This is a genomic window from Streptomyces genisteinicus (genome assembly GCF_014489615.1).
Taxonomy (GTDB): domain Bacteria; phylum Actinomycetota; class Actinomycetes; order Streptomycetales; family Streptomycetaceae; genus Streptomyces; species Streptomyces genisteinicus.
This window is the reverse complement of the sequence record NZ_CP060827.1, coordinates 1-12,221: the sequence shown is the minus strand read 5'-3', so window position 1 is coordinate 12,221 and position 12,221 is coordinate 1. Positions and strand designations below refer to the sequence as shown.

General features: G+C 69.5%; 14 protein-coding genes. 10 read left to right on the top strand and 4 right to left on the bottom strand.

Features of this window, described 5'->3' with window-relative positions; translation table 11 throughout:
• Positions 1-275: 275 nt before the first annotated feature.
• The 4 genes from IAG43_RS33910 to IAG43_RS33895 all read right to left on the bottom strand — a co-directional run bounded on the left by IAG43_RS33910 (position 276) and on the right by IAG43_RS33895 (position 2,307).
• Complete coding sequence (locus IAG43_RS33910; RefSeq protein WP_187745006.1) at positions 276-644, bottom strand: hypothetical protein; 369 nt, start codon at positions 642-644, stop codon at positions 276-278.
• Complete coding sequence (locus IAG43_RS33905; protein ID WP_187745005.1) at positions 641-817, bottom strand: hypothetical protein; 177 nt, start codon at positions 815-817, stop codon at positions 641-643. The genes IAG43_RS33910 and IAG43_RS33905 overlap by 4 nt, the downstream gene beginning before the upstream one ends.
• Positions 814-1,341 carry a WhiB family transcriptional regulator gene (locus IAG43_RS33900; RefSeq protein WP_187745004.1) on the bottom strand — a complete coding sequence of 176 codons (528 nt, stop codon included), beginning with the start codon at positions 1,339-1,341 and terminating at the stop codon, positions 814-816. The genes IAG43_RS33905 and IAG43_RS33900 overlap by 4 nt, the downstream gene beginning before the upstream one ends.
• Before the next feature lie 186 nt (positions 1,342-1,527).
• A complete protein-coding gene (locus tag IAG43_RS33895; RefSeq protein ID WP_187745003.1) occupies positions 1,528-2,307 on the bottom strand; it encodes a hypothetical protein in 780 nt (259 codons plus the stop codon).
• 320 nt (positions 2,308-2,627) lie between these two features.
• Between IAG43_RS33895 and IAG43_RS33890 the strand changes: the two genes are divergently transcribed.
• The 10 genes from IAG43_RS33890 (at position 2,628) to IAG43_RS34900 (ending at position 11,745) form a co-directional block, all read left to right on the top strand.
• Complete coding sequence (locus IAG43_RS33890) at positions 2,628-3,389, top strand: GntR family transcriptional regulator (protein WP_187745002.1); 762 nt, start codon at positions 2,628-2,630, stop codon at positions 3,387-3,389.
• A gap of 13 nt (positions 3,390-3,402) precedes the next feature.
• Positions 3,403-4,557, top strand: a complete 1,155-nt coding sequence (locus IAG43_RS33885) for an alanine racemase (RefSeq protein ID WP_246574856.1) — start codon at positions 3,403-3,405, stop codon at positions 4,555-4,557.
• A gap of 360 nt (positions 4,558-4,917) precedes the next feature.
• Positions 4,918-6,021, top strand: coding sequence for a hypothetical protein (locus IAG43_RS33880; RefSeq protein WP_187745001.1), 1,104 nt, complete (start codon positions 4,918-4,920; stop codon positions 6,019-6,021).
• A complete protein-coding gene (locus tag IAG43_RS33875; protein ID WP_187745000.1) occupies positions 6,018-7,403 on the top strand; it encodes a replicative DNA helicase in 1,386 nt (461 codons plus the stop codon). The genes IAG43_RS33880 and IAG43_RS33875 overlap by 4 nt, the downstream gene beginning before the upstream one ends.
• Before the next feature lie 140 nt (positions 7,404-7,543).
• Positions 7,544-8,104 carry a telomere-protecting terminal protein Tpg gene (gene tpg / locus IAG43_RS33870; RefSeq protein ID WP_187744999.1) on the top strand — a complete coding sequence of 187 codons (561 nt, stop codon included), beginning with the start codon at positions 7,544-7,546 and terminating at the stop codon, positions 8,102-8,104.
• 130 nt (positions 8,105-8,234) lie between these two features.
• Positions 8,235-9,230, top strand: coding sequence for a hypothetical protein (locus tag IAG43_RS33865; RefSeq protein ID WP_187744998.1), 996 nt, complete (start codon positions 8,235-8,237; stop codon positions 9,228-9,230).
• A gap of 607 nt (positions 9,231-9,837) precedes the next feature.
• Positions 9,838-10,245 carry a DUF3846 domain-containing protein gene (locus IAG43_RS33860; protein ID WP_187744997.1) on the top strand — a complete coding sequence of 136 codons (408 nt, stop codon included), beginning with the start codon at positions 9,838-9,840 and terminating at the stop codon, positions 10,243-10,245.
• Between the two features lie 62 nt (positions 10,246-10,307).
• Complete coding sequence (locus IAG43_RS33855; protein WP_187744996.1) at positions 10,308-10,745, top strand: hypothetical protein; 438 nt, start codon at positions 10,308-10,310, stop codon at positions 10,743-10,745.
• A gap of 13 nt (positions 10,746-10,758) precedes the next feature.
• Positions 10,759-11,028: a hypothetical protein gene (locus IAG43_RS33850; RefSeq protein WP_187744995.1), complete on the top strand. Its 270-nt coding sequence runs from the start codon at positions 10,759-10,761 to the stop codon at positions 11,026-11,028.
• Positions 11,029-11,169: 141 nt separating this feature from the next.
• The gene (locus tag IAG43_RS34900; protein ID WP_246574855.1) at positions 11,170-11,745 is read left to right on the top strand and encodes a DUF7178 family protein; all 576 of its coding nucleotides are present in this window, start codon (positions 11,170-11,172) and stop codon (positions 11,743-11,745) included.
• The last annotated feature ends 476 nt before the right edge of the window (positions 11,746-12,221 follow it).

The window sequence follows — 12,221 nt, the reverse complement described above, 5'->3', positions numbered from 1 at the left end:
GGAGGGCGGGGACGTGGTGGCCGGCCTCCCACGCGGCCGCAGCCGTCAGGGCGGCGGCGGTGAGGGCGAGGCGGGCGGCGGGGTGCGCGGCGCCCCAGCGGGTGAGGGCCCGGACCGCGGCGTGTTGCGCGGTCCGGGCCCGCTGTATCGCAGGGGGCAGGGTCACCGTCGTCCGCCGCAGGTGCACGGCTCGTGACGGGCGGTCGGGTACGGCTTGCCGTCCGCGCCGGAGCGCCAGACGGTCACCATCCGGGGCGGGTGCCCGCAGCCGCCGCTCACCGGACGGCCGCCCTCGTGCCCGCGCCGGCCGGGACCGGGGCGGAGGCCTCGTCGCACCGGCAGCGCCAGTAGCCGCACATCGGGCAGGCGTCGTCGGCCATCCGCGGCCGATGCAGGATCAGGACGGGCTGCCGCTCGTAGCCGGGCAGCATCTCCTGGAGCGTGCGCCGTGCCCGCCGCCGGTCGGCGGGGATGCTGGCGTCGTTCTCGCTCGCGATGCGGGCGAGCAGCTCGCCGAGCGCGCGCTGGGCGGCGGCCGGGCAGGGTCCGGAGTGCCAGCGCCCGCAGGAGTCGCAGGCGTACTCCGGACCGGCAGCCGCGCCCGGCGCCACGGTGGTGGGCTGGGGGAGGACGGTGGTGGTCATGCCGTTTCCCTCCGTCCCCACATACGGCCCGACGCGATGTCGTCCATGTCGGCGACGGTGAGCTGCGCGCGGCGCGCGGCCACGTTCGGCCAGTGGGCGGCATCCGCCGAGAGCAGCGGGTCGTCCTCGGCGGACACCAGCGGCCGGCGCTCGCAGCTGGGGAGTTCGCTCATGCTGCTGCCTCCCAGCCGGCGCGCGTACGGCGGGCGGTGCGGATCGCCTGCACCTGGACGGCGAGAGCGCAGATCTCCGCGTTCTGCGCGGTCTGCGCCGGACCGCCGCGATAGCCGCCCCCGGCCTTGTCGGGGTTCTTGATGGCTGTGCGAAGGAGCTGGGCCACCAGGGCATCGAGCCGGGCACCCTCGGTGTCGCGGTCGACGGCGACCGCGGCCGCGAGGCGCTCGGAGTGCCGCCTGCGCAGCGCCACGAGTGCCGGGCCGGTATGCCCAGCGCGGACCATGTCGTCGGTTCCGGCGCGGCCTTCGCCGTCGCGCAGCGCCAGCTCCTCGCACGCAGTGCGGGCCGGGCACTCAGCACACAGACGGACCGCGCTGTCGCGGCGCGGCTGCCACTCGACCACCGACTCGCCGTCAAGCCGGAAGAACCGGCCCGGGTCGCCGGCCGCGCAGAGCGCGCCTTCGTCGACCAGCTGCTGGAGCACGCCCCGGCGCATCGCCCGGGCATCGGTAGGTGTCATGCTGACTCGCATGTGGGTCTGCCTTTCTTGGAAGGTGACCTGCGCAGACGAACCCCCGGGGGTGCCACCCCGGGGGTTCGTCGTGTTCGGAGCATCGGGCCCCGTTGGCTGCTGTACGAGCAGCCACGGTCGCACCCACCCCGCGTGCCGCGGGGTGGGTGCGACCGTGGTCGTTCGTGCAAAAGGTCAAGCGTCGACGCGCAGGTGCTCCAGAGGCACGTCCGGCCCGCGGAACGCGGAGACCACTCCGGCCGGGTGCCTTCGGTTGGTGTTGTTCAGCTCCTCCACAGACGCCCCAGAGCGCTTTGCCGTGGCACTCGCGTCAGTCGTGGCCTCGCCGTGACGCTGCCACTCATTCACCCGGGTACGGGCGGCCGCACCGGCCGCCCGGCGGCACATCCGCTGTTGCACCTCGTCCAGTTCCCGGCGGACCTCGTCTCGGCGGGGCTGGGTACGGAGCAGGCGCTCGTAACGAGTAGCCAGCCGCCAGGCCTCCGGGCAGGCATGCTTGTCAGTGCACCGGGTCCGGCAGGCTGTGCGGTGCGCGCGATAGGCGGCCAACGCTGCGTCGACCGCACGCAGCGGCGTGGACGACATCTGGGCGACGGCCGGCGCAGGTGCGGGAATCGGCTTGGAGTGCTGCTGGGCGGACCGACGGCCCATGGCGGTGCTGTCCGCCGCCAGCAGCCGCTCGCTCCACTCCTCCACACTGATGTCGAAGGTGACGCGCTGCGCACTGCCGGGGCAACGCTGTCCGCCGGACGGCTTGTCACCGAAGTAGCGACGGGGCCGATCGCCAGCGGGAGCCGTGCCAGGTAAGCGGTGTGGGGTGATCATCGACCGTTCGAGGCGGCGCCAGGACGAGCAGTCGGGGCAGGTGATCGTGCGGGGCTCGCCTTCGCGGAGGTTCAGGTGCTCAGGCCGCATGGCGCTGGCGAGCAGGGGTGCCCGTCCGTTGTGACGCATCAGGTCTCCTTCGCTGTTGCGTTCTCCGCCCGCCGCAGGCAAACCGCCGGGAGCGGGCGTCCTGCGATGGACGGGCAGCGCAACGCTGCAGGAACTGCGGTGGTGCTGTCCGGCTGCGCTCTCAGGGGACCTCGTGGTTCGTCACCCCGGGCCGGCATGCAAGCCGGTAGCCAGACACATGAAGTTGATAACGCCAAACGTTTGGCGTTTCCATATTCACGCACAACTCCTCGCGCCCTGTCAACAGTCGTCAAACGTTTGGCGTTTCAGATAGGGTGAGGTCAGCTTGGGGTCGATCGCACCCCGGAAAGGAGGAGGCCATGCCCGAGAAACTGGGATTCCGCGAGATCGCAGCCACCCTGCGAGCAGACATCATGAGCGGCCTGTACCCGACGGCGACACTGCTGCCGTCTGAGCCTGAGCTGGCGCAGCGGTACGGTGCGTCGCGCAGTCTGGTCAACCGCGCAATGAGCGTGCTGGCGGCGGAGGGGCTGGTCCGCCCACGGCAAGGCCGCGGAACGATCGTGACGTGGCTGCCTCCAATGCTGCACTCGCCGGATCGGTACCGGAGGGCTGCGCGTGAGCACAACGGCGCCAAGGGTGCGTTCGACAGCGAGGTACGGGCACTGGGCCTCGAGCCCACGCACGAAATCACGGTTGAGCACGCCGAGCCGCCGGCCAACGTGGCCGACGCCCTGGGGCTTCCGCGAGGCGAAGTCAACTGCCTTGTCAGGCGCCGCCGACTGCTCGCGAGCGGCATCCCAGTCCGCCTGAACTCGACGTGGATCCCTCTGTCGATCGCATCGAACACGGTGCTAGAGGAGCCCGCTCCGGTGATCAAAGGTGGAGTCAAGAGCGCCCTGGCGGACCTCGGCTATCCGCAGTCGGAAGCCCGTGAGCGGATCGTTCCCAGCAGGCTACCGACCGAGGACGAGGCTCAAGCCCTGGAGATCAGTCGGGACCGCACGGTCACGGACATCGTGCACACCGGTCATACCGCTGACGGTCAAACAGTCGAGGTAACGACCACCCTCGCGCCCGCTCACTATCTCGTCATCGAGCACACGTTTCCGCTGACCTGACTAGGACCAACTCGTGATCACGGACTCCGTCACCCGGCACATCGAGAATCTGGGGAAGGGACAATTCCCCGCCTACATCTACGATCTGAGCGCCCTCGCGGAGCATGCACATGCTGTTCGCTCCGCGCTCTCTGGCCCCGGCTCCCCTGAAATCTTCTACGCGGCCAAGGCCAACCCTGACCCGGAGATCTTGCGAACCGTCGCCCCTTACGTCGACGGGATAGAGGTTGCGTCCGGAGGCGAGCTCCGCCACGTGCTGGAGGCGGTGCCAAACGCACGGATCGCGTTCGGTGGCCCCGGCAAGACGGATGCGGAGCTGCGGGACGCCCTGGAGCTCCGCGTCGAACGCATCCATGTGGAGAGCCCTCACGAGCTGAAGCGGCTGGCCCGTCTGTCTCAACCCGTAGGTGGGGCCGATGTGATGCTGCGCGTGAATCTGGCTGGCGACCGAGCTGGAGCAGCACTCGCCATGACAGGTCCCTTCGGAATGGACCCCGATCTCATCGAGGAATGCCGCCCCATCCTCGCCGCCTCACCGTGGATCAGGCTCCGCGGCATCCACGCGCACCTGGCCAGCGGCCTGAACGCTGAGGCGATGCTGCGGCAGAGCGAGCAGATCCTGGCGTGGGCACGCCCGTGGCTGTCCTCGGCCGGGGTGAAATCCTCCGAGATCAACCTCGGCGGCGGAATGGCCGTCGACTACGCCCACCCTGACCGCCGGTTCGACTGGCTGACCTACGGAGAGGGCATTGCGAAGCTGGCCCGACCGGGCGAAACGCTGCGTATCGAGCCTGGCCGTGCCATGGCTGTTTATGCCGGGTGGTATGTGACTGATGTTCTGGATGTGAAGCACGCACACGGGGATGCGTTCGCCGTGCTCCGGGGCGGCACCATGCAAATCCGAACACCTGTCACGAAGGGCCACGACCATCCCTTCACGCTGCTTCCGGGTACATCCGAAGGGCCTGCAGCGGAGGGTGTGCCGGTGACCTACGTGGGACAACTCTGCACGCCGAAGGATGTTTTCGCCCGGCACATCCCGACTGACCGCATCGCGGTCGGGGACGTTGTGGCCTTCTCCATGTCCGGGGCCTACGCCTGGAACATCTCCCACTACAACTTCCTGATGCACCCTCACCCCACGTTCCACTACCTGCCGGGGGAGTGAGGTACGGCATGATGGCCGCTATGCCTATGCCGCCCTAGAAAAGCGAAGCGGCCCCGTCGCCACAACGAGGCCGCCCTTCGCGATTCGACTCGCTCGCCTACCAAGCTCCGAGTCGTGTCCGGTGAGAGGTGACCTCGCCGGGGTGATTCCCGTGGACACTGGTCCTCGGTGGGTCACCTGTACCCAGGATAAGCGCGCCTGTTCGCGCTACGCCACTATCCCGGGCCCATACCAGGTCACACCTCCGTAGACGCGACTCCCCAACCTGGGGAGATACGACCCGTATGCACCACCTGCACTACTCGCGCCGTCGACTGCCGGCAGCACCGCACCGCACCACCCGCACGGAGGCGGTGCGCCGTGACGGATGAATTCGGCTCCAGCTTCCTGGAGCGCGGCTGGGAGCCACCCGAGGAAGTCATCCTGCGGCGCGAGCTCGTGCGTACACCGGGCCTCCAGCCTGAGGATCTCGGCGTTCTGGCCGAACTGCTGCTGCGAGACCCTCGTCTGCCGTCGACCATGGAGGCCATCCGCGCCGACCTCCAGGCCCGCGGCTGGAAGATGGGCAAGGACCGGTACAACGCAGTTGCCGCACGTCTGATGAAGGCCGGCCACCTCGCTCGCGTGTCCGTCTACGACGCGGCCACGCAGCGCCCGACGTGGGTGACCCGCGTCTACCGGAACCCCGCGAACAACCAGCAGTACGTCGACTTGGGCATCACCGCATCCATGCAGGTAGATGCCGAAGTGCGGAAAACCCGCGATCCGGAGGGCCGACCCGATTCCGCATCGCGGGAAACCCGCGTTTCGCCTGGTCAGAGCCGTAATGCGGAAAACCCGCGATCCGGAACCGAATCGCGGAAAACCCGCGATCTGGAAACCCGCGTTTCGCCTGGTCAGAGCCGTAATGCGGAAAACCCGCGATCCGGGTTCCACCCCCCACACCCCCCGGAGGAGGAGGATTCCTCCTCCCCCTACCCCCTCACACACCCTGAGCGGTCGCTCCCGTCACAGCGGGAGGAAGCAGAGTTCCTCCCGGAGGAGATCTCCGCTGCGGAGGACTTCCTCCAGCAGATGCAGCGATGGCAGGCGGGAGCCGTTACCTCGCGGAAGTGCGCGCCGAAGCTGCTGCGGACGATGCGCGCGCAGGGCTGGCCGTCGATGGCCAGCCTGGACGACGTCCACCGACAGGCGCTGGAAGCGGACATTCTCAAGAACACAGCTGGTGCGAAGGCATGGACCCGGTGCCTGCCCGGCTGGGTCGAGGACCTGCGCCGCTACCGCAAGCCGGCTCCGGCCGCCGAGTCCGCCGGAGTGGACCAGCAGGACGTTGCTGGCGTGCTGCGTGCCTGCTCGGCCTGCGACGAGTACGGCTGGGTTCTCGATGACGACGATGACGCCCCGAGCCGCCGCTGCACCCACCCCGCGATCACCGTCCCGACCCGTGAGGAGCAGCAGCGATGAGCCACACGTTCGAGGAGATCGTCGACCTGCCCGGCTCTGCGGGTCAGGCGCAGCAGCGTCCCGGGGCGGAGGCCGAAGCCGCGGTGCTGGGCGCGTGCCTGATGGCCAGTCCGGGCGGGTTCGATCCCATCGCGGCAGCGGCCGCGGTCCTCGGAGACCAGGACCGCGATTTCGCAGAGCCCCACCACGGCGTGATCTGGCAGGCCGTGCTGGCCCTGCACGCTCGCAGCCGGCCCACTGGTGTGCCCATGGTCGAGGCCGAGCTCCGGAGCACCGGTGACTTGGAGCGCGTCGGTGGCCTGGTCCGCCTGTCGCAGATCGCTCACCAGGCGTGCTCCCCTGGGGAAGCCGAGCACTACGCCCACCTCGTCCACGGCTATGCGCGCCAGCGCCGCTACGAGCAGACCCTCGTGCGCGGGATGCAGATGGCCCGTCAGGCCGACCCGAGCGCCGTGAACGGCCTGATCGCCGCCCATCAGGCCGAGCTGGAACACCTGGCAGCTGACCAGGGCCCCGAGCAGGCCGGGCTCTTCGGCAAGTTCCACGAGGGCCTGCAAGAGCACCTGGACACCCTGGAGCACCCGGTGATCGCCTCCGCAATCACCGGACTCACGGACCTGGACATGGTGCTGAAAATGCGCCCCGGCAACATGATCCTGGTCGCGGCCCGCCCGGCGATGGGCAAGAGCGCCCTCACGCTCGGCATCGCGCTCGCGAACGCCGGGTCCGACAGGCCGACCCTCGTGCACAGCCTGGAAATGGGCAAGGCCGAGGTCACCAACCGTGTGCTGTCCAGCCAGGCCCGCGTCGGTCTGCACCACCTCACGGACGGCGGGCCGGCCATCACCGAAGACGACTGGAGCCGCATCGCCCGCCGCCTGCCCGACCTGGACAGCCTGCCGCTGTGGATGGACTACACCGCCCGAGTCACCCCGCACCTGGTCCGCACCCGCATCAAGCACATCGTCCGGACCACCGGCCGCGTCCCTCTCGTGGTCATCGACTACATCCAGCTGATGGAGACCGACCAGCGCAACTCCCGCCAGACCGCCTACGAGCGGGTGAGCGAAGTCAGCCGCGAACTCAAGATCATTGCTGAGGAGACCGGCGCGGTCATCGTCTGCTGCGCCCAGCTCAACCGCGGCTCGGAGAACCGCGAGGGCAAGCTCCCGCAGACATCGGACCTGCGCGACTCCGGGCAACTGGAGCAGGACGCGAGTGCCGTCATCCTGCTTCACCGGGAGGACGCCTACGACAAGGCGTCCCCGCGGGCCGGCGAGAGTGACCTGATCGTGAGCAAGAACAGGGGCGGCGTGTGCTGCACGGTGACCGTGGCGCACCAGTTCCACTACTCGCGGCTGCGCGACATGCACAAGACCTGAGCCACCCCCGGGAAGCGGCCTGTGCGCCCGCCTCCCGGCCGAACTCCCCTCGGGGCGGCCCTCGCGTCGCCCGTCGCGGAGTTCGGCCCGCACAGGCCCTTTGAAGATCATCCGTAGGATTCGCAGGAAGGGTACGCCCGGTGGGCATCATCGGAGACAGTCTCGACCGTGCGGTGCAGGCAGTGTTCACCCGGCCGATCCCGAAGTCCGCGGGCGCGCAGATGCGGGCGTTGGTGAAGGCGGAGAAGGGTTCGACCCGGGCGGTCGCGGTCCGGCTCGGCGTCAGCCAGCGCACCGTGGAGCGCTACCTGACCGGGCAGATCCGCCGCCCGCGGGCCGAACTCGCCCAGCGCCTGGCGGACGAGGTCCGCAAGGTTTGGCAGCCCCGCGTCCAGCAGCGCGCCCGCCGTCAGGCCGCGGCCACCACCGGCATCATCGTCGAGACCCGGGCACGCTTCGGCTTCACCGCGGCCGCCGGCAGCACCGACGACGCCCGCATGCGCTGGATCACCCAGGCCCTCCCGCCACCTCACGCCGGGCGCCTCCTCGACGCACACGCTGCCGGCGCCAGCGACCGGCAGCTGCGCCAGGTCCTCGCTGACGGCCTGCGCGAGGTGTACTTCCAGGCGGGCGGCAGCCGCGCGCTGGGGCTCGCGGAGGTCGAGCTGACCGACATCGAGCAGGTCGCGATCGAGTTCTGACCCGCAGACAGATGTGGCCGGCACCCCGATTCCGCGTGAGCGGGTGGCAAGGGTGCCGGCCGACCCAAGACCACACCCCAAAGGGTCGCCCTTGTGGCGGCCACTGTACCCGTGACCCCGGAGAGTTCCCGTGATCCGTGCAGGCCGTCAGCACCTGGTGCGCACCCTGGCCGATCTCGCCGCCCAGCAGGGCGTGCGCCTCCAGAGCTACCTCAACTCCGGCCCCCACAAGCAAGCCGGCTTTCCCGCGCCGATCACCGAAGGCCGCACCCGGCTGTACGACGGCGAACAGGTCGACGCCTACCTCGCCGGCCGTCCCGTCCCCGCGCTCCCGGACGTCGACGACGACCAGGACCTCCTCGACCGCCGCGAGGCCGCCGCCGCATGGGGCGTCTCCCCGCGCACCTGGGACTCCTACAAGCGCAACCCGCAACTCGAAGCCCACCGGGTGGAGATCGGCGGGGTGGAGCACTGGCCTCGCGGCATTGTGCGCGACGTCAATGCCGCCCGCCCGGGCAAGTCCGCGGCCACCGGCCGGCCGAAGGACACCGGCGACCAGGTCCCGCGCGACCTCATCCTCGAGCGCACCGCCCCGCTCCTGAACGCCGACCCCGCCGTCTCCGCGGCCGCCGTCACCGACACCCTCGGCATCCACACCCACACCGCGCAGAACGCGCTCACCGCCCTGCGCGCCGATCGCATGGCCACCGTCATGGAGCGCGACCACGTCACCGCCGAACAAGCCGCCAACGCCCTCGGCTACCCCACCTCCCAGACCCGCCGCGCAACCGTGCGCGCCGCCACCGTCCTGCGCGGCCGCGCCGCCGCCCCCTACCTCGCCGACATCGCCCAGGCGCTCCACGCCCAGGGCTGGACCAGCACGCCGGAGCCGCCCGCGGTTCAGCACTCCGGCGAGGTGTGCGTCGCCGCGCTGGTCCTGGACGAGCCCACCGCGCCGGCCCCCGCACTCGTGTGGGACGAACGGCACGGGTGGCGCACCGCCGTCTCCCGCCGCCACCCGATCGGTCCTGGAGGAGCCTGGCCCCTGCCCGGCGACGGCATCCGTCACCTCGCCACCGGCACCACCCCCACATCCGCCGACCTGATCACCGCCCTCGCCACCTGACCGCCTCTCAGCACCGCACGGCCCCCAGGGAGCAGCCCCTGGGGGCCGATACACGTTCGCCAGCAGGGCGCAGCACACCGGTCCACGGCCCCGCAGCAGGGCGCAGCACAGGGCAGGGCGCAGCGCGCCCGCCCTCTTCTTCCCGGGGGTACTGCCGGTGCCCGGCCGCCCCGCCGCCGAGTCGGGGCGGTCCGCTGCGCTCCCCACCCCGACCACAGGCGTGCCGGGGCCGCTGCGCTTCCCCGGCCGTCCGCTGCGCTCCCTCACGCCGAGCTGGGGCGCTCGCCCTGCTCCGCTGCGCTCCGGTAGGGCTCCCGCTCCCACCTCCCGCCGTCCGCTGCGCTCTGCGGCGGGCGTCCGGCTGCCGGGGCGGCGCTGCGCTGCCGACCCCGGAGCGCTGCGCGCTGCCGGACGGATCTCCTGCCTCTGCGCGGCAGGAGCGGCGGCGGGGCGGCCGGGCACCGGCAGTACCCCCGTATGGGTTGACCTGCGAAAACACCGCGGAAGACCTCCCGTGAAGTAGATAAGTGCGCTATCTTTGTCTTGTTGGTCGGCGGTGGCAGCCGGCCAACAAGACCCAATCCGACGCACCTACCGGGAGACACCCATGTCCTCTACCGCCCTTGCTCTGGTCCTGCGCCCCGACCGGACCGCCACCGTCATCTCGTGGCCCACCACGGGCACCCTGGCCACCCTCCACACCGCCATCACCTGCCGGAACGTCGAAGCCGTCACCCTCTCCCCGGACCTGACCATGTGGGTCGACGAGGAAGGCGTGCCGAACGGCGCGGAGGTCAACCCGTCCGCCAACCTGCTGGCCCTCATCACGGGCTACATGCAGCCGTACTTCGGCACCGCCGTCATCACCGGCGGACCCGACACCAACGGCGACACCAAGGGCCTCACCGACGACAACGTTGCGGCCCTCCTCGAACTCCTGGGAATCGACACCCCCATTCCCAGCCCCCGCACCGAGCCTGTCTCCGCCACCATCCCCGGCCAGCGCACCAAGTAGCGAAACCACCCACGGCGGGGGCTTTCGCCCCCGCCGTCCCGACAACGCGAAAGGTGCACGACATGAGCCTCCCCACCCCCAGCCTCCGCGACGCAGACCGCGCATTCGACATCTTCGTAAGGCTTCTCAAAAAGGCAGGAACCGGAATCCACTGCCTCACTCTCGCCATTCACACCGGCGGCGAATCCGAAATCCAGCAGCTCATCTACTCACAGAGCGACAAAACCGGAATCGAGACGGACGGCCGTGCCGCCCTCGACTTCTGCTGCTTTCTCGCTGCCGCCGTCACCGGACGAGCGGACAATGCCGGACTGATCATGCGCAGCGTCCGCCACCCTGACGAAAGCGTCTGCGGCTGGGTATTCGACAACGACGGAGACCCCATCCCGCTCACCGCAGCCGCAGTCTTCGACGCCTACTGCACCGACTACGCCACCGGCCAGCTCATCCCGCCACAGCCCGGCGTACACCACCGCGACGCCCCCGTCATTCACATCTGAGCCGGGAGACCCCGTGATCTACACCCTCGTGTGCGACTGGGCCGACATCACCACATCGCTCATGGACAACCGCTTTGCCGTCGTCACCGAAGCCGACAGCTACGAAGAAGCACAGCAGAAGGCTGCCCGCGCCATCCTCGCCCGATTCCCCGAAGCCACCGAATTCGAGACCGAAGACAGCCTCTGGGAAAGCGAGACCGGAGCCGTCACCCTCCTCGCCCTCTACGGTGACCGCACGGCCGACCTCGTAGACCGCACCGAGTACGACATCCTCCACGCCTGAGACACCCCCTGCGGCGGGGGCACTGTGCCCCCGCCGCACCCCCGGAAATTCCCCGCACGCCGTGAGTTGAGCCGCCCATCGGGCCCGCTCCTCACCGCCAATTGCGATCCCTTTCCTCCTTCACCCTTTGAGGACTTCTCTGTGATCCCGGTCAAGAGCACCGAAATCCAGCGCGCCGATTACACCCGCGCCATTGTCGCAATGTGGAACACTGCCACCCCCGACCAAAAGCAGCGCGGCCGGGAATGGTACGGGACGGCACACAAGCTCGCCCGTGAAATCGCCGCAGGGAACGCAGTAAAGGGCGCTGGTGTTCTCGCCGCACTCTCGGCAAACAAGTCATGGTCGGAAAACGTCCGACTCGCCCGAAAGGCATTCACCGAAGGAACCGCAAGCGGTCACGTCAAGGACGCGGTCACCAAGGCAAACCGGATCATGGGCGGAACCGACCCGAGCGAAGTGCTCCCCATGCACATTAAAACCGGCCTCTTCTATCTGTGCATCGCCGACCCCAAGAACGAACACGCCGTCGTTATCGACCGCCACGCACACGACATTGCCGTCCGGGAAGTCTACGGACAGCGGGACCGAGGATTGGGTGCAGCCGGGCGTTACAACGTTCTCGCCGACTGCTACCGGGCCGCAGCAAAGGAAATCGGGGAAATCCCCAGCAAGGTTCAAGCCGTTACCTGGGTCGCCCACATTGAGCGCAAGTAGGTAGTACCCCGTTTCACGGGATACTACCCGATGCATCCTCACGTGATGCAGGCCGACTCACGATGCACGCACCGGTGAAAGAACTGCCACGCACCGGGGCGTGCGACATGGCAACTCCAGGCAGCAACCGGGCGACGGGCCGTCAGAGGCGAGCAGATAGAGAGGGCTCAACTCGGCACCGAACCTCTTGCAGAGTTGAGCCCCTTCCAGCGGTCCGAGACGCCCCGGGACCGGTTCGGCCGGCGTCTGGGCGGGGGTGCCCCAGAATCCGGGATCCTACCCGGTAGACGACATGATGCACCATCACCAGTCCCCGCTGCTGCCCGGCGGAGCCGGTAGGGCGGGAGCGCAGCGGACGCCCCGCCCCGAAGCGAAGCGAGAGGCCCCTCACCGTATTGGAGCGAAGCGGAAATACGGTTTCCTGCAACGCGGGAAAGTCAAGCGCGAAGCGCTTGACAAGAGCCGCGAAGCGGCTC